At 59.2% G+C, this 17,132-nt stretch carries 16 protein-coding genes, 2 tRNA genes and 2 pseudogenes; 9 read left to right on the top strand and 11 right to left on the bottom strand.

Features of this window, described 5'->3' with window-relative positions:
* From ACEUKI_RS05910 to ACEUKI_RS05900, 3 genes and pseudogenes are all read right to left on the bottom strand, one after another.
* Window positions 1-192 (bottom strand): annotated as a pseudogene (locus tag ACEUKI_RS05910) (hypothetical protein); the annotation flags it as partial.
* 244 nt (window positions 193-436) lie between these two features.
* Complete coding sequence (gene gdhA / locus ACEUKI_RS05905) at window positions 437-1,783, bottom strand: NADP-specific glutamate dehydrogenase (protein WP_144169536.1); 1,347 nt, start codon at window positions 1,781-1,783, stop codon at window positions 437-439.
* A 319-nt stretch (window positions 1,784-2,102) separates the two neighbouring features.
* Window positions 2,103-2,537 (bottom strand): Lrp/AsnC family transcriptional regulator, encoded by a 435-nt coding sequence (locus ACEUKI_RS05900; protein WP_115770568.1) that lies wholly within the window; start codon window positions 2,535-2,537, stop codon window positions 2,103-2,105.
* Between the two features lie 205 nt (window positions 2,538-2,742).
* Here ACEUKI_RS05900 and ACEUKI_RS05895 point away from each other — a divergent pair, with 205 nt between their 5' ends.
* From ACEUKI_RS05895 to ACEUKI_RS05880, 4 genes are all read left to right on the top strand, one after another.
* Window positions 2,743-4,089 carry a pyridoxal phosphate-dependent aminotransferase gene (locus tag ACEUKI_RS05895; RefSeq protein WP_115770567.1) on the top strand — a complete coding sequence of 449 codons (1,347 nt, stop codon included), beginning with the start codon at window positions 2,743-2,745 and terminating at the stop codon, window positions 4,087-4,089.
* A 308-nt stretch (window positions 4,090-4,397) separates the two neighbouring features.
* On the top strand, window positions 4,398-4,895 hold the full coding sequence (locus tag ACEUKI_RS05890; protein ID WP_236838407.1) for a hypothetical protein: 498 nt from the start codon (window positions 4,398-4,400) through the stop codon (window positions 4,893-4,895).
* Entirely contained in the window at window positions 4,867-5,346 is a 480-nt protein-coding gene (locus tag ACEUKI_RS05885) for a hypothetical protein (RefSeq protein WP_236838406.1), read from the top strand. The genes ACEUKI_RS05890 and ACEUKI_RS05885 overlap by 29 nt, the downstream gene beginning before the upstream one ends.
* 1,333 nt (window positions 5,347-6,679) lie before the next feature.
* Entirely contained in the window at window positions 6,680-7,006 is a 327-nt protein-coding gene (locus ACEUKI_RS05880) for a MobA/MobL family protein (protein ID WP_251848243.1), read from the top strand.
* A gap of 1,002 nt (window positions 7,007-8,008) precedes the next feature.
* Here the strand turns inward: ACEUKI_RS05880 and ACEUKI_RS05875 are convergent.
* Entirely contained in the window at window positions 8,009-8,653 is a 645-nt protein-coding gene (locus tag ACEUKI_RS05875) for an ImmA/IrrE family metallo-endopeptidase (protein ID WP_144169537.1), read from the bottom strand.
* Window positions 8,654-8,905: 252 nt separating this feature from the next.
* On the opposite strand from ACEUKI_RS05875, the gene ACEUKI_RS05870 reads away from it, so the two are divergent.
* Window positions 8,906-9,415 carry a MobA/MobL family protein gene (locus ACEUKI_RS05870; RefSeq protein ID WP_318161286.1) on the top strand — a complete coding sequence of 170 codons (510 nt, stop codon included), beginning with the start codon at window positions 8,906-8,908 and terminating at the stop codon, window positions 9,413-9,415.
* On the top strand, window positions 9,412-9,693 hold the full coding sequence (locus ACEUKI_RS05865; RefSeq protein ID WP_115770564.1) for a ribbon-helix-helix protein, CopG family: 282 nt from the start codon (window positions 9,412-9,414) through the stop codon (window positions 9,691-9,693). The genes ACEUKI_RS05870 and ACEUKI_RS05865 overlap by 4 nt, the downstream gene beginning before the upstream one ends.
* A 90-nt stretch (window positions 9,694-9,783) precedes the next feature.
* On the opposite strand, the gene ACEUKI_RS05860 is transcribed toward ACEUKI_RS05865, so the two are convergent.
* From ACEUKI_RS05860 to ACEUKI_RS05830, 7 genes are all read right to left on the bottom strand, one after another.
* Entirely contained in the window at window positions 9,784-9,981 is a 198-nt protein-coding gene (locus tag ACEUKI_RS05860; protein WP_144169538.1) for a hypothetical protein, read from the bottom strand.
* A gap of 16 nt (window positions 9,982-9,997) precedes the next feature.
* Window positions 9,998-10,567 (bottom strand): hypothetical protein, encoded by a 570-nt coding sequence (locus tag ACEUKI_RS05855; protein WP_144169539.1) that lies wholly within the window; start codon window positions 10,565-10,567, stop codon window positions 9,998-10,000.
* A 114-nt stretch (window positions 10,568-10,681) separates the two neighbouring features.
* Window positions 10,682-10,903 carry a hypothetical protein gene (locus ACEUKI_RS05850; protein WP_374156609.1) on the bottom strand — a complete coding sequence of 74 codons (222 nt, stop codon included), beginning with the start codon at window positions 10,901-10,903 and terminating at the stop codon, window positions 10,682-10,684.
* 188 nt (window positions 10,904-11,091) lie between these two features.
* Window positions 11,092-11,164, bottom strand: a tRNA-Ala gene (locus ACEUKI_RS05845).
* A gap of 42 nt (window positions 11,165-11,206) precedes the next feature.
* Window positions 11,207-11,280 (bottom strand) — tRNA-Ile (locus tag ACEUKI_RS05840).
* Between the two features lie 200 nt (window positions 11,281-11,480).
* A complete protein-coding gene (locus ACEUKI_RS05835; protein ID WP_236838408.1) occupies window positions 11,481-11,699 on the bottom strand; it encodes a transposase in 219 nt (72 codons plus the stop codon).
* A 199-nt stretch (window positions 11,700-11,898) separates the two neighbouring features.
* Complete coding sequence (locus tag ACEUKI_RS05830; protein ID WP_115770561.1) at window positions 11,899-13,185, bottom strand: ATP-binding protein; 1,287 nt, start codon at window positions 13,183-13,185, stop codon at window positions 11,899-11,901.
* A gap of 251 nt (window positions 13,186-13,436) precedes the next feature.
* Here ACEUKI_RS05830 and ACEUKI_RS05825 point away from each other — a divergent pair, with 251 nt between their 5' ends.
* The 3 genes and pseudogenes from ACEUKI_RS05825 to ACEUKI_RS05815 all read left to right on the top strand — a co-directional run bounded on the left by ACEUKI_RS05825 (window position 13,437) and on the right by ACEUKI_RS05815 (window position 16,967).
* Entirely contained in the window at window positions 13,437-14,243 is an 807-nt protein-coding gene (locus tag ACEUKI_RS05825) for a SprT family zinc-dependent metalloprotease (RefSeq protein ID WP_115770560.1), read from the top strand.
* A 690-nt stretch (window positions 14,244-14,933) separates the two neighbouring features.
* A pseudogene (locus tag ACEUKI_RS05820) lies at window positions 14,934-16,331 on the top strand (Cna B-type domain-containing protein); the annotation flags it as partial.
* A gap of 69 nt (window positions 16,332-16,400) precedes the next feature.
* Complete coding sequence (locus ACEUKI_RS05815) at window positions 16,401-16,967, top strand: Spy0128 family protein (protein WP_374156611.1); 567 nt, start codon at window positions 16,401-16,403, stop codon at window positions 16,965-16,967.
* The last annotated feature ends 165 nt before the right edge of the window (window positions 16,968-17,132 follow it).

Genomic DNA, 17,132 nt, shown 5'->3' with positions numbered 1-17,132 from the left:
CCAGCGACGCACGCCGCCGCCCCGGTCGTAACCATGACGGCGTCTGCCGCATCGGGAGCACCGGAGCATGCCCCTGCGCGGGCGCGGGCGGATCTCGAGCACGGGCACGGGGCGCAATGGGGAGTCGACGATGCACGCGTCCTCGACCACCATGCCTTTGACGTTGAGAAGCTGGTTGCATATGCCGTCCATCAGGCGCTTTGCGGCTGTGTGTTTCTCTCGGTCGAAAACATCCTACCCAAAAAGCGCTCTTCACTTACTCCCACAACAACTCAACGACGAACCCACACCCACAAAACAGCAATAGCGCCAAAAAACTAGTGGAACGCAAATGACCCGTGTTGCCTCATCTAATCAGGAGAGACAACACGGGTCATTTACGCAATGTGTGTAGCTTGCGCGGCGATATGCTCCGCACGCTATCGCGTCAGAGGCGTCACAGCACGCCCTGGGCAACCATGGCGTTGGCGACCTTGACGAAGCCGGCGGCGTTGGCGCCGAGCATCAGGTCACCCTCGTGACCGTATTCCTTGGCGGCGGCCAGGGAGTTGGCGACGATTTCTTCCATGATGGACTTGAGCTTGGCGTCGACCTCTTCGAAGGTCCAAGACAGGCGGTAGCTGTTCTGGCTCATCTCCAGGCCGGAGACAGCCACGCCACCGGCGTTGGCAGCCTTGGCCGGGCCGTACAGCACGCCGTTCTTCTGGTAGACCTCGATGGCCTCCGGGGTGGACGGCATGTTCGCACCCTCGACGACCACGGTCACGCCGTTGTCCATGAGCTTCTGTGCGGATTCGCCATCAACCTCGTTCTGGGTGGCGCACGGCAGAGCGATGTCGCCCTTGACGGTCCACACGCCCTTGCTGCCCTCGTGGTACTCGGAGCCCGGAACGCGCTCGGCGTATTCCTTGATGCGGCCGCGCTCGACTTCCTTGATCTGCTTGACGACCTCGACGTTGATGCCGTTCGGGTCGTAGATGTAGCCGTTGGAGTCGGAGACGGTGACGACCTTGGCGCCCAGCTGCTCAGCCTTCTGAGCGGCGTAGGTGGCCACGTTGCCGGAGCCGGAGATCACGACGGTCTTGCCTTCGAAGGAGTCGTTGCGCAGCACGCGCAGGGCTTCCTGGGTGTAGTAGCACACGCCGTAACCGGTGGCCTCGGTGCGGGCCAGGGAGCCGCCGAATTCCAGACCCTTACCGGTCAGGACGCCGGAGTACTCGTCGCGGATGCGCTTGTACTGACCGAACAGGTAGCCGATCTCACGGCCACCGACGTTGATGTCGCCTGCGGGAACGTCGGTGAACTGGCCGATGTGGCGGCTCAGCTCGGTCATGAAGGCCTGGCAGAAGCGCATGACCTCAGCGTCGGACTTGCCCTTCGGGTTGAAGTCGGAGCCACCCTTGCCGCCGCCCATCGGCAGCGTGGTCAGGGAGTTCTTGAGAATCTGCTCGAAGCCAAGGAACTTGACGACGGACTCGGTCACGGTCGGGTGGAAGCGCAGGCCGCCCTTGTACGGGCCAATGGTGGAGTTGAACTGGATGCGGTAGCCGCGGTTCACCTGAACCTTGCCCTCGTCGTCAACCCAGGCCACACGGAACTTGATGGCGCGCTCCGGCTCGACGATGCGCTCCAGCACACCGGCCTTCTCGTACTCCGGGTGCTTCTCGACAACCGGCTGCAGGGTCTCGAAGACCTCGCGAACGGCCTGCAGGAACTCCGGCTGATCGCCGTCACGGGCAACGACCTGGTCGTAGACACGCTTGATGTACTCGTCAGCGAGCATGATTCTCCTCGATTTGCTAGGGAATTAAGACGGTTTTATTCTATGCGCGCAGGCCCTTGCTGCATAGAGTCTCGCTCGGATAACGGGAAAGCTTTCGGCGTGGTTATGGAGTAGCTCAAGTTTCCGTTTGTTAGATTTTTCGGGCGATTGTTGGATGTCTGTCTGTGCATGAATCGGGTCGAAATGGAAGCTGCATCACACCGGAGGCGTGTTCATATAGTGGACATAAAGGCGGACTTGGGTGATGTCGGATGTGCCCGTTGGGAATCGTGCGCCGTAGGGGCCGAGGTCTTCGGCGCGCAGGTTACCGGGTTCGCGGTCAGTGCGCGAAATAGGTCTGCAGAATCATCGTGGTCTCGGTGCTTACCGGCACCGTGCGGTGGATGAGATTGAGCAATTCCTCAAGGGCGGTGGGGGAGGCCACGCGCACCACCAGCACGAAGCTGGGGGCGCCGGCCACCGAATAGCAGGAGACGATGCCGTCGATATTGTTCAGCTTGTCCGGAATCGAGGATTCGGCTGAGTAGTCGAGCGGGGTCACGTTGACGAACGCGCTGATGGGTAAGCCGCGCTGCTCTTGGTCGATGATGGCCTTGTATCCCTTGATGATGCCGCGCTTCTCCAGCTTCTGCGCGCGGGACTGGGCGGCGGAGACGGACAGTCCGGTCGCCTGGGCCAGTTGCGCGAGCGTGGCGCGGCCGTCGGCCTCCAGCATGGTGAGGATGCGCTGGTCGGTCTCGTCAATCGCGGTCATGATGTCTTCTCCGTTCGTTGTGCTCTGTGTTCACTGTACCTGTTGTCGGAATGCGATGACTTTCCGATTTTGCCTGGTAATTTCAGTAGTTCTTCCTGTGTTTTCTGTTGTGTGGTGGAATGTTTATGTCTAAAGTCCTAATTGAATGTAATAATTCCTTCTGAAATAAGAGAACGACGAAATAATTCCATTAAGGAGGGATGATATGCAGAAGTTTTCCAACATGCCTCTGTCCGAAGTTGCGTCTGCTGCTGTGCCTGCTGCTGTGCCTGCTGCCGGTCGGGCTGCTGTGCCGACCGCCGAGCCCGCGAGCCTGTCCACCGAAGCCCTAGATATCCCGCGCTCCGGCATCCGAGACGTATTCGACCGTGTAGAGCGCGTGCCTGACGCGATTTCACTGACCGTGGGGGAGCCCAGCGCCACGGCCGCACCGCATATCGTGGAGGCCGCTTGCGAGGCCGCACAGGCTGGCCGCACTCGGTACACCAACGTGCTCGGCATCCCCGAATACCGCAAGGCCGTGGCCGATTACTCCGCCCGCGTGAAGGGACTTACTTATGATCCCGAAACCGAGATTCAAGCCGTTGACGGTGCCACGATTGGCCTGTTTCTGGCGCTGAAAGCCGTGGTGGGCACCGGCGATGAAGTGATTATTCCCTCGCCGTTCTTCACTTCCTATGACGCCGAAGTGATGCTGTGCGGCGGCCGCCCGGTCACCGTGGCGCTGCGTCCGGAGCGCGGCATGCGCGTGAACGCGGCGGACATCGAAGCGGCGATCACCCCGCGCACCCGCGCCGTAATCATCAACTCACCGGGCAATCCGACCGGCGCGGTAACCTCTGCCGCCGAACTGGCACGTATTGCCGAAGTATGCAAGCAGCACAATATTTGGGCCATCTCCGACGAGGTTTACCATCCGTTCGTGTTTGGGGAAACGTTCGGGGAAACGCTTGGGGGAGAGGCAGCCGTGGCCCCATCGATCGCCGCGGTGTCGGGCATGAAAGACCGCACCATTGTGGTGGAAAGCCTGTCGAAAACCTATGCGATGACCGGCTGGCGCATCGGCTACCTGCTGGCACCCGAAGCGGTCATCGAACAGACCGGCAAAATCGCCGAACTCATGCACTCCTCGGTGAACTCCTTGGCGCAATACGCAGGCGTGGCAGCACTGGCTGGCCCGCAAGATAACGTGGCCGCCATGCGCGAGGAATACCGCGCCAAGCGCCAGATCGTGCTGGACGGTCTGGCCGGATGCCCGGTATTGCGTCTGATCGAGCCGCAAGGCGCGTTCTACGCCTTTGTGGACGTACGCCTGACTGGCCTTGACTCCGGTGAATTCGCAGACCGTCTGCTGGACGAAGAGCGCGTGGCCGTGGTCCCCGGCGAGGCCTTCGGAGAGGAGGGTCGAGGCTTCGTGCGCTTCTCCTACGCCGGAGATGCCAGCGAGCTGCGTGAGGGCGTCGCCCGTCTGCGCGCCTTCGCCGAACGGGTATGGAACCCCATCACCGGACACCACACCGCCACCTATCACCCCATGGAGGTGTTGGCCTAAGGCTTAAAACGAGCCTCAGCTGCCAATTCAGACTCGTCGGTGTGGGCGATGGCCTGCTTCTCGGCTCGCAGCACAATGTAGCCGAGTGCCAGCACGTTGGCCAGAGCTCGATGTTGACATCCGCCAAAACAACCGCATTAAGGCTGCCGCGTTTCGTATCGTTACTCGTAGGGGCTGGTTGAGACGTAATGCTGAAGAGCAACATTGAAGCGATGGCAATCAAGCCGATTTGAGGGAGAGAAGCACACGATGGCGTACTGCGGCCACTGCGGAAATAGAGTTGATGGGCCGGCACGATTTTGCCCGGCATGTGGAAAGGCTATAGACAGCGCACCAGTTGCGACGGCACCAGTAGGCCGCATCGCCAGCCGTACCGACTGCGTCGATACCGGCACCTGCTGTGCCGGCGTCTGCGGTACCACCATCGATACCAGCCGCGCAAATCCCGCAAGAAGCTGATCGCCGCTCTCTGCGCGTTGCTTGCGGCGATTCTGGTGGCGGCCTTGGCATTCATCATCCCCAACTTCACCGCCGTCAAAGCGATGCTGGGTTTCCGACCCACCAATCCGCTGGTCGTCACCTTCGACGCGATCAACTCGCTGTCCACTCTGCGCAGCACCAAATACGAACTCAGAACTCACAGCAGCACTGACGACTCCCTTGACGCGCGGCTGTCCGGCATGTATTCGCTGGGCACAACCACCAACGAATCCTGCGCGTCCGTCACTATCAAGACAGACGAACATGCAACGACCCTCGCTTGGTACAAAGGCGTGTTTGCCGGGAAAAAACATCTGGTATGGTGAGGATCCCTACTACATCTACTACCCGGCTGACCAATATGAAGATGACTTAAGAAACGGCGTTGGTAGTGATGTGGCGGACTTGATACTGAACGTCAAGGATGTGTTGGTCAAGAACGGCGCGTGGAACCTCACCGGTGCGGAGCAAACGTTCTACGATCAGCTGGACAAGATGAACAACGATAGGTACTCGAACGACATCGACCGGGCCAAGGGCACGAACACGTCTGCCGAGGTGAAGGCCGAGGCCAGTAAATTCGTCCAACAACATTTAGAAAGATTTAAAAAGGATATAAAAGGGCGCAGAGCACCTTCCAGGAGCATCGAATCGGGACGGAAACGGGAACGGAGAGTGCCTTGGTGGATCGGTCTCATCAGCTTCGATGGGACGGGACTGGACGGAGGCGGGGACGCCCCTCCACATGCTTTGCCGCCGGTGGAACAGCAAGCATAGCATTGGGATGTTTCGCAGTCTGGTTGAACCACTTTGACTATCCCCTGAAGTGGTCCCGGGCCTTGACGCTTTAAAAGTAATGAGTATCATTTCGAGTATGTAGCCTGCTTTAGGAGGAGCTGACTCACTGCTGAATATTTCGAATAGAGGATTCCCGTCTTATCCGGAACATTCACCGTCTATTTGAACAAGAGGTCATCATGAAGAAGCGTGGTTTTATCAGCGGTATCGCCTCACTAGCGCTAGTGTGCGCTGCGTCGGCAGCGATCCCCACCGCGGCACAGGCATCAACTATTTCCGCAGGAGTTCACTCATCCGGTATTCAAATCATGAAACGATGCGATTTCTACGTTAACGGTCAATGCTATGACCACTGGGTTTCTTCGAGCGATTCATGCCGTAACATCTTCCAGACCAAGGCACCCGAATGGCAGAAGAGAGCATGCCTGGCATGGTCCGGCTACGGCAGCCGCGGATAGGGGAACATCATGTCATGGGGAACGATAATCACCATAATCCTGATAGCGGCGTTCTGTGTCACCCTGTCGATATTCTTCAGCGTCAGGCGTCGTTTGGATAAAAAATCCCAGGACGAGGCAAACCCTGAACTCCGTCAGGCATACCAGGATATCCGCAGACAGATAGACCGGGGTCACGGAGCAGCGGGAGGATTCTTCTTCTAACCAATTGTGGTTCACCCCAAGCAACATCGCGTGAACCACGATTTTCAATTACCGAAGCGCAATAGCCCGATGGCAAGTTGGTACGAGTCAAGCAGGGTTCTTGCGGGCAGTAGCCATCGCAACCAAAGTGACGAAGAATTCGTTTCTGAGGCATGTAGCGAGCTAAGAAAATGTTACGACATTTACGCTTGGCCGCACTTTCAGCGCACGACGAAAGCATCCCGACCGTCGATGCAGGTCGGGTCGCTGCGCTGAGCGTGAGGAAGAGAAAATCGGATAAGGGTTTGCTCCTCAAGAAGAAGTCTGAGAGGCAGGCAAGCATAGCAAATGTCAGACATCTGTCGATCCCATGGGCTGACGCCCAAACCTGGTAAGGAGCACGCGTGAACGGCGATGAGGACGCGTCTGGTCCCTTGACGACGAGAATCGGGCCGGATGAAGTCCTCCAGGGGCACTTTTTCGGACGTCAGATCAGGCCATCGGAAGGCACCTGGGGAGTCCCGCGTTCGGGGTTGACCGGCTCGTATGAGGGCGGCTGATATCCATCCGCCTCGTCGTTCGCCCATGGCTTCCGCCAGAGAGCCGAGCTGCACGAGACCGGCAGGCAGAAGGCCGACAAACGCAATCGCAGACAGTGGAAGCGCACGAGCGTGTCCCTGAACCCGCTCGACCAGAAGGCCAAGCTCAAGGCCCTGCGCGAATCCTGGGCGAACACCTGCAACACGCGGCTGCCCGAGACCGCGAGAATCGACCACAGGAGCCTCGAAGCAGCGTATCTGCCACACGCCCCCGCGAGTGCCCATGGCCAGGTGCCGTTGCACCAAGGGACGCAACCCCAATCCGTCCAGGCCGAGCAACACCCGTCCGTCGAACGTGCTAAACTCAATGTCAAGCCACACGGTATCCTTCACTTTTTCTTTCACACAACGAATGAAACCGCACGGCCCTTGCACACCAAAATCGGAAGAGCCGGGTAAATCAACGATTCAAGGGAGAATCAAATGAAAAAAGTAAGGAAATACCTCGCACGAATCATCGCCTGTATCTTGTCGATGGCGACATTGTTGGTGGTGGCTCCCGTTGCGAATGCAAGTGTCCCGGATGCTCAGTCCGATGGCTACGTTCCTTGTGCAGTACCGTCAGTGGATACGGAACTCGAGAACCTGCTCTGGTGTAAGGCATTACTGTGATGAAAAAGTGGGATTGGAAGTCATGGCTCTGTGCATGGCTGTTCGCTTCTTGCTCAATTAGTGGAGCAACGGAGATCAAGCGCGGGGCCATGACCCCATTCGCAGTCGCGTATCTGATTACTGCCGTTGTGGCATTGATATTGTTTGTGTGGTCGTGCCTTAAAACACAGAACATAAAGCTTTCGGTTATTCTTACGACAGCGCTTATAGTGCCAGTAGCCGTTATCTTGATATTTAACGGGTCTCTCAGCAGATTTCTCGTCTACATCTATTTCGTAGCAATACTTTTGGCTGCGTTAGTGCACAAGTATGGCAGACCACAGAAAAAGCAGTAGCAGCCATGCACTTGCAAACAAGAAAGGCCCGTCCGGGTGTTGAAACTCGGACGGGCTGGCCGTTATCGACGGCTGGGTGTCATCGCCCAGATGGCGATTGCCATCACGACGATGTCGGCCGCGATGGAGTGCATCGCGGGTGCGAGGCTGATGACGATGACCGCCATCAGCCACACGTGCAGGCCGCCGCGCGGCCCCCTTTTCTGATCTGCGCATGGCGCATCCTTTGCAGTAAGCCGCGCCGCGAATGGACGCGGCAACGTCGCCCGGCTGTTGCCGGACGGTCGGATCGCGTCCCCGCTAAAGGAAAGCCGAAGGCTGTGTTGTTGCGCGCCCTTCGTGGCGCGGCGACGCCTGTATCCGGGTCCAGGGACGGCGTTCCTGGCGATGGGGTCAGGGCGGATCGCTCCGCCCGGCCGCCGGGGGCCCTGCCCGCGGGGAGGGCGGGTGTCGGTCAGGCTTCCGCGTGTTCCTCCAACGCGTCGATGATGCGGTTTGCCGCGCCCCTGACGTGCTGGGCTGTCTGCCTGATGTTGTCCGCGTCCATGTGGCTCCATCCGGCGACGTAGAGGATGGAGTAGGCGCTTACGTCGAGTCCGGCCCATGAAGCCACGACGTAGGCGACGCTTTCGGCCTCGGTCTCGTAGACGCCCCGGTGTTCGGCGTATTCGCCGTTGGGCAGTTCGGAGTGAAGGAGCATGTGCGCGCTTTCGTGCAGGATGGTCTTGGCGTCCTGCAATGGGCTGTTGGCTGTGTTGAGCATGATGCGCTTGGACCCGTCGACGCTCGTGTAGCCTTTGAGGGCCGCCTGCATGGTTTCGTGCCTGACGCTCCAGCCTTGGGTCTGAAGCCATGCGGTCATGCGTTCCGTGATCCGCTGGGGGTCGTTGCCTTCGAGGCCGGCGGGGTTGACGACGTCGAGCGGCTGCTCCATGCCTTCGATGGGGTCGGTCTGGCCGATGTCGAACACGGTGAGCACGGGCCAGAAGACGCGGTGGGTTTCCTCGCCGTTCTCGTCGAGGATGGGCTTGCCGTCCTTGTCCTTGGCGACGACGGTGGAGTGGCCGATGATCTGGATGCCGTGCTCGCCTTTGCGCACCTGCCGGCCTTGGCCGGGGCGCGGGCGTTGACGGGTTGCGCGACGCCGGTATGATCCCAAGGCCTTCAGGCCGACCGGTCAAAGGAAACGAAGGGGATGATGCCGGCCCTCCGGGCCGGTTCCGATTCCCGGACGCCTTTCAGGCGTCGAGTCGGCCGGAGCCGAAGGGCGCAGGACGGGTGATAGGGTGAAGCCCCGGCCTCTCGCGGCGCATGTGTTGTTGGGCGTGGAGAAGCGTCGGCGACGAATTCGATATGGTTTTCATGCGCCGCGAGTGGCCGGCCATGCCTCCCGCTGGGCGGCACGTTCGCCCATGGCTTCCGCCAGAGAGCCGAGCTGCACGAGACCGGCAGGCAGAAGGCCGACAAACGCAATCGCAGACAGTGGAAGCGCACGAGCGTGTCCCTGAACCCGCTCGACCAGAAGGCCAAGCTCAAGGCCCTGCGCGAATCTTGGGCGAACACCTGCAACACGCGGCTGCCCGAGACCGCGAGAATCGACCACAGGAGCCTCGCAGACCAGGGCGGCGACCTCGAACCCACCTCCGGGGACGTGCTCACGGCCTTCCGCAGCGTCATGAGGGACGCAAGGAGAGGCAACGGCACCTGGGTGGCCATCGGCCTCGACGGGCGCGGCAGGGACGTGGAGATGGTCTACAAGCAGGTGGGCGACAGCGTGCTGATCTACCACGCGATGACCCCGCCCACGAAGAAGACCCTCAAGGAGATCGGCCGACTGAACCACGAAAGGAGCGAACGATGAGCGACTTCAGCGAACGCGACAGGGAGCTGCTGGCCAGGTTCGGCATGACCGAGGAACAGGTCAGGAACGACGTGGAACGCATGGAGGACGAGGACGCCGACCACGGCATCACCGGCCCCGTCCACTACGGCCTGCACATGCTCCCCAGGCACAAGGAGCGCATGATCAGCGTCACCATCAAGATGCCCGAAAGTCAACTCGAACGCATCACTGCCGCTGCGAAGCGTTACCACATCAGCCGCAGCGAATACATGCGCCGCCAACTCACCAACGCATAGACAAGGGTGGTCTTCACGATCTCTAATAGATCGTGAAGACCACCCTTGCGTCCCCTACAAGAGGGTATGAATCCATCAGGCGGAAGCCTCCTAATCCTCCTTGGAATCGGCGTCATCTCCTGCTCTGCGGATCCAAAGCATGAGCAAGAAGAAAGCCAACGTTTGAAGAAGGACATAAGCAATCCCCTTAACCGTTGCCAAGGAGCCAAATCCATAAAACAGTATTTCGAATACTGCCAACAGAATTGCGAAGACAACAGTCGACACAATCAGGCGAATTTCACTCATGCGATGGGTGTGCATATTACTTGCCCCAGCAGTCGATTGGACCCCAAACAAGTCCACCTACAATGCCTCCAACAGCTCCGACGGATGCTCCAGGAATACCGCCGCCAGCGACAGCTCCACCGATGGCACCGGTTATACCGCCGCCCAAGGCATGATGAGCAATGCAATTGACATATCCATTGGCGTCGTAAGTCATAATCGGCATGGCGATCAGTTCGGAATCGCTAATCATTCGATAAGCGATTCCGTGTCCTTCGTATTCCGCAGGCAAGGAATCAAGCGGCTTTCCGGACATGGACGTGATGGAGACACTCCCATCATTGTTCGGAACGAACTTAGCGTTATTCAGTTGAACATGAACGCCGTCATCTGTCCTCTTGGCTGTAAAAGTCGGCTGAGCGCAACCAGATTCCATGGTCTGCGGCATTGTATTCTCAGTACTTCCGGAAGGCTCGTCGGCCATCGCAATTGAAGGAGCCAAAGACAAAGCTCCGGCGCAGAGCAAAAATGCACTGCCAGTTGCTATTAACTTCCTGAATCCATGAGATCCAAAGTTGATGGAATCAACATTCTTCTGTTGCATCATGACACCTCTTTTGAAGAGCATCCAATGAACTCATTCTTTATGATAGGCATACAACGATATTAAATATGCCTATTTTTCCATGAGTAAAACCAACGCCAGCATCCAAGGAAAGCACTAGAACAGTGTCCCCGCGTTCTTGGCGTGCCGCTCACGATTGCGCGCGTCATACAGGCAGAAACGACATTCCCCGGTGTCCACGGTGCCGTCGAAGTGATCACGTGCGGCCGTCACGTCGAACAGCTCCGTGGTCGTGAACACCTCGCCGTAACCGGCGACGCTCGTCCAATGGCCCGCGTTCTCCGCCTTCTTCGCATCCACGGGTTTAGCGTCGATCACCGGAGGGGTCTCGCGGGCGAACGTGAACACGAAGCCCGACAGAAGCCGACGCTCATACTGGTGCTCGATCCTCAGATGCAGCAGAGGGCCACTTAACCCCTTTTTGGCCTATAGCCCGAAAATACGCAGAAAATGCAAGAACAAAAACCCTCGGAATCGGCATGATTCCAAGGGTTTTGTTGTATCTGTGGAGCTAGCCGGGTTCGAACCGGCGACCCTCTGCTTGCAAAGCAGATGCGCTACCAGCTGCGCTATAGCCCCGTGAGAAAAAAAGAGCGGCTCGCGGCCGCTTCATTTTTCCTGTGGGCCCGGGAGGACTTGAACCTCCGACCTCATCCTTATCAGGGATGCGCTCTAACCAGCTGAGCTACGGGCCCGATCCATACGCTTCAAAAGCGCACAGCTGATTACAATACCATTGAACGGCGGTATGTCAATAACGGCGTGTCGTGATTGTCGCTTGCGCCATGATTGCCGGCGCGGCGGTCAACGTCCAGCAACACAGCGGTCATGTTCAGCAACGCCACAGCCAATGCCCAGCTACGTAATCTTGCGTTCTCACACCGTAATGCTGCGGTTACACCTCCCGCCCTGCACAGAAATGTCCAATACATATAAGGCTTCTGCTGTTTTCGTGGGTTAGGTTCTCGGCTGTGGTAGGCGTATGTCGAGTCCGCCGCAGCGGGAGCATGACGAGGGCGATGAGATTGTTCGCGTGGTGGAAGCCGTAGGCCGTGCGGATGGTGACCTTGATCCTGTTGTCGGACGCCTCGAACCTGGCGTTGGAGCAGCCCAGCTCGATGGTCCTGAGGATGTCAGGCCCACGACGGCGGATCTTCCGGGATGGCTTGCCGCTCTCGTACAACTGCACGATCTGCCGTTTGAACGCCTCGTCGTAGTGGCGGGGATGTTTCGGGTCGGCCATCGTCGGCCTCCAATCTCATGTCATTCGTCCCTCATCGGACTGTCTAATACGTTGTAGCCAATCCACGGCGTCACATCGTCAGGCTGTCCGGGTCGAGGAGGAAATCGTAGACGCTCATCGTGAGGATGCCGTGCTCGTCGTGGACGGGTTTGACCACGTCGCGTACGAGGACGATCTTCTGGAAGCTGTCGTCGATCTCGAGCAGCGAGGCCTTCTCCTGCGCGACCTTCTCCGGTGTGGGCAGTTGGTACGCGGATTGGATGTAGCAGCGCCGGTTGCCGAGGTTCGCCACGAAATCGACCTCGAGGCGTTTGCGGTACGGCACACCTTCGCTGGCGCCGCGCCGGTCGACCATGCCCACATCGACGTTGTAGTCACGTGTTCGCAGCTCGTTGTACACGATGTTCTCCATGATGTGCGTCTGCTCGATCTGGCGGAACCCCAGTCGTGCGTTGCGCAGCCCCATGTCCTCGAAATAGTATTTCTTCGGGCTGCCGATGTACTTGCGTCCCTTGACGTCGAACCGTCTCGCCTCCTCGATGACGAACGCGTCCTCGAGATGGCCGATGTATTGCATGATGGTGTTCGTGCTGATGCCGGAATGCAGCACGCTGGCGAACGTGGCCTTGATCTTGGGCGGATTGGTCAGAGCTCCGATGGAGGAGGCCAGCACGTCGACCAGGTCGTCGAGCTCCTGCGACCTGCGCAGCCTGTTGCGCGAGACGATGTCCTTGAGATAGGTCTCCTCGAACAGGTTCTTCAGATAGAGGGACTTCTGCTCGTCGCTTCTCATGGACAAGGTGAGCGGCATGCCGCCGAACATCACGTATTCGGCCCAGCCGTGCTGGACGTCGCCGTCGTACGCCTGCATGAACTCGGCGAACGACAGGGGGCGGACGCGGACCTCGTCGCCGCGGCCGCGGAACTCGGTCATCACGTCGGTGGACAGCATCTTCGAGTTGCTGCCCGTCACGTACACGTCCACGTTGCGCATGCGCAGCAGCCCGTTGAGCACCCCGTACAGACGGGGCGGCTCCTCGCCGCGCATCTCCTCGTCCGAGATCGCGTACTGCACCTCGTCCAGCAGCACGTAGTACGGTTCCTCGCGATTCGTGATACGGGATCTCACATAGTCGTACAGGGCGAGCGGGTCGCGGTAGCGCTCGTACATCAGATCGTCCAGCGCGATCTCGATGATGTGGTCGTCGTCCACGCCCTGCGCGCGCAGATGGTCCTCGAACAGGTCGAACAGGAGATAGGTCTTGCCGCAGCGCCTCGCGCCCGTGACGACCTTGACCATACCGTTGCCTTTGCGCGCGACGAGATCGTTCAGGTACTTATCCCTGGAGATGCGCATCGTATCCTCCGATCAATGTCCTGTTCTCATGCCGCTATCGCGTGGATTTGACATTTATGTCAGTTTCACTCAATAGGAACTCATTCTATTGCGCGATTTTGACATAGATGACACTTTCGCTCAATAGGATGGGTGAATCATGGGAGGACAGGGCGTGCGCGTGGGGGGGGGGGGGTAAGAGGCGGTTGCCGATTCGTGAGGGGCGGCATTGTGTGCCGCTTGTTGTCCGCCGTTGTGCGAGAATGACTTGCGTGCCTTATCGCCGTCGTCAGTCCACCGCTCCGAAGTCCGGTGCGCCGAAATCCGTTCGGTCCGCTGCCGCCGGGCAGTCGTTGGATATTGATGGCATCCATCTGCACCTGACGCGCAAACCCATCAAAAACCTGTATTTGCGCATCAAACCGCCGAGCGGCTGCGTCGAAATCTCCGCACCGATGCGGATGAGCGAGAGTCGTATCGCGGATTTCGTCAAAGAGCGACATTCGTGGATTCTCGCCCAGCAGCAGCGCATGGCTGAGGCGCAACGGCGCTCCATCATGGCATTGAACGGGGGGGCCGGCTTCGAGAACGGAGGTCGTGGCGTAGCTGGTGCCAGCGGCCATGATGGAGGCGTTGCCGGTCGTCCGAAAACCGGTGATATCAGTCATCCGGGAATTGGTGACGCCGGGCCGGACCAAGCCGGTACGAATGTCCAACCGTATTTTGACCGCTCCCAAATCTGGACCGACGAACGCAAACGCCAAGCGGCGGCCGCGATTAACGACGCGTTGCCACAGCTGCTGGCCAAGTGGGGGCCGGTCATCGGCCGGCAGCCCACACATATCACGCTACGGGTCATGACCTCGCGCTGGGGATCGTGTACGCCGCGAACCGGCCGCATCCGCCTGAACCTTCAATTGGGACTGATGGAACCGCAATTCCTGGAATACGTCTTGGTCCATGAGATGACGCATCTGTGGGAAAGCGGCCACGGTGCCGGATTCCAGCGCCGCATGACCGCCTACCTACCCGGCTGGAAGACGCTGCGCCGCGACCTCAACCGCCGCGTGGTGCTGTGACGATGATGTTCGGCTTGCCGATCGCCGTGATTACCGCCGCGCGGTCGGCAGAGAAAGTTATTCGTCGGTGTGCGACTCCGCGCGGCCGGAGTGTCGTGTAAATTAACACACAATTCATCCTTCCCCGAAATACGAGTTCGAGGGGGAAGATATGCAGAAAATCACCGGTATTTCAAGGAAATAAGAGGGAGTACCCGTACCCCCTAATGGGTGTACGACGGCGAGGCTCACTTCAACTAGCCTCACAAGATATAGGCGTATCGCCCGGCTTGCGGCATACGCGAAAGCACAGATAGATGAAGTTATGAAAAAGTTTTCAGAATGGCCCGCAGCGGGCAGGAGAGGCAAGCGGTTAGCGGCCATCGTTGCCGCCGTGGCGATGCTTGGTGGCGTGGCAGGGGTGAGCGTGACCGCCATGGCGGACGATGGAAATGCCTCCACAACACAATCGCAAACCACCGATGAGAGGCGGCCGCCAGCGTGCCTGCTCCTCTTTCCACCGGGGGAACAAACGGTGTGCCGGACGATCCGACGTTGTCTGCTCCGGCCCGCGAGAAGACCGTTACCGCCAATGGAGACGGCACGTACAAGGTGGCGTTGAACGTCACCGGAGCGAAGAGCGCGGATACGGGCGAGATCGTGACGAACCAGCCGCTCGACATCGTGCTGGTGCTGGATGTGTCCGGTTCGATGGCCGAGAAGATTGCTAGCGGTTGGAACCAGCCTACGAAGATTGACTCGCTCAAGACCGCGGTCAGTAACTTCATCAATGCGACGACTGAAGAGAACGAGAAGATTACTGACCCGAGCCAGTGGAACCGCATCGCCCTGGCGAAGTTCGCCGGGACTGAGTCGCCTGAGGTCGGCAATAATACCTATTGGGATGGGTCGTATAACGAAAACTACACGCAGATCGTCAGCAACTTGACGTATGAAGTCTCCGGCCTGACGAGCGCGGTCAACGGCCTGAGTGCGTCCGGCGCGACCTCCGCCGACTACGCCTTCAACCGCGCCCAGGCGGCGCTGACCCAGGCCCGTCCCGATGCGAAGAAGGTCGTCATCTTCTTCACCGACGGCGAGCCGAACCGCCGCAGCGGGTTCGACCCCACCGCCGCCGCCACCGCGGTGAACAAGGCGAAGAGCCTGAAGGACGCCGGGACGACCATCTACTCGATCGGCGTCGTCAGCGGTGCCGACCCCGGCGACACCTCGCGCGACCTGAACAAGTACATGCATGGCATCTCCAGCAACTACCCGGATGCCATTGCAACGAATCGGTGGGGAAACGCTTCGTGGAGGAACCTGAACCTCGGGCAGCGCGCTGAGAACAGCAGCTACTACAAGGCTGCCACGGATGCCGGTCAGCTGAACAACATCTTCGAGTCCATTCATCAGGAGATCACCAAGACGGCTGAGTACGCCGACGTGACGATTCACGACAAGCTGTCCAGCTGGGTCGTGAGCTCCGACGGCGCCTCCGTGAATGGAGAGCCCGCGGGCTTCGCGTACACGAAGACCCAGAACGGCCAGACCACGGCGTGGGCTGATGCCCCGGAGGCGACGGTTGCGGATGATGGCACCGTGTCTTGGCCGGTCACATCCAGCGATGGCAAGCTTGAGGACGGCGTCACCTACACGGTGAGCTTCAATGTCAAGCCGACGCAGGCTGCGTTCGACGAGGCTGTTAAGAACCACAAAGACGATGCCAATGCCTCCGGCGACAACAACTTCTACACGAACGACAACCCCAGCGCCACCGTCGGCTACAGGACCGTGGTGACCTCCTCGCAGGGCGGCGCGACGACGAGCGATCCGCGGACCGCCCTCTACCCGCAGAAGCCGACCATCACCCTTCCGGTCTCCAAGATTACGGTGACGAAGACTTGGTCCGACGGCAACGAGAATCACGCGGATGATTCCGTGCAGGTCCAGCTCAGGCAGGACGGCAGGGATTATGCCAATGGTTCAGCAACTCTGAATGCCGCCGGCAACTGGACTCACGAGTTCACGGTGCCTGCCGGCCCTGAGGGACACACATACTCGGTTTCCGAGGTCAAGGTTGAAGGCTATGACTCCAAGGTTGATAAGACTGACCTCAAGCTACAAGGTTTGACCGCACAATCCGGTGCCTTCACGGTAACCAACACGCCTTCTTACGTGACCTTGCCCGCTTCGGATGTCAAGGTGACGAAGGTTGTGCAGGGACATGCTGCTAATTCGGACTTCAGCTTCAACCTGAAGTGCGTGGATAGCACGGATGCGAATGCTGGTAAGTGTGCTGACGTTACCGGCTTGGCCAACAATGGACTGACTACGACTGTGTCCAAGGACGAATTGACTGCTAGCGGCGCGAGCGCGACGGCTGGCTTCGGCAATGGGGACCTGAAGTTCAGGGTTCCGACCGGTAACGCCACGCAGCTCGTCTACAAGTTCAATGTGACGGAGGACCGCACCGATGTCCCAGCTGGCTGGCGTTACGACGGCAGCACGAAGACGGTGACGGTGACCATTGCCAAGAACGATGACGGCCAGTGGGCGGCGACTGTGAACGACAACAACCCGACGTTCACGAACAAGTACGTGGCTATCTCCAGCCTGCCGCTGACCGGTGGCACGACTGCCCGTGACTGGATGGTGTTCGGCGGTGGCGTGGGCCTGTTGGCCCTGTTGGCCCTGTTGGCTGGTGCGGGCTACACGGTTTGGCGTAAGCGTCAGCTGGTCTGATTTCAAGAAACTTGAGGTGGTTTTTGGCTCCTCTCGCTGAGGGGAGCTGGCCGCCGAAGGCGGACTGAGGGGAGTCAATGAGGGCTTCCCTCCCCGAAAAAAACAATAAGGATTTGCGGATCGCGGAGGCCCTGCTATGGGTCTCGGCCTCCGCGATTGTAGAAA

Origin of the sequence: Bifidobacterium sp. 2450, from assembly GCF_041900695.1 — a bacterium.
Classification (GTDB): domain Bacteria; phylum Actinomycetota; class Actinomycetes; order Actinomycetales; family Bifidobacteriaceae; genus Bifidobacterium; species Bifidobacterium longum.
This window is presented reverse-complemented; position numbering and strand designations above follow the sequence as displayed.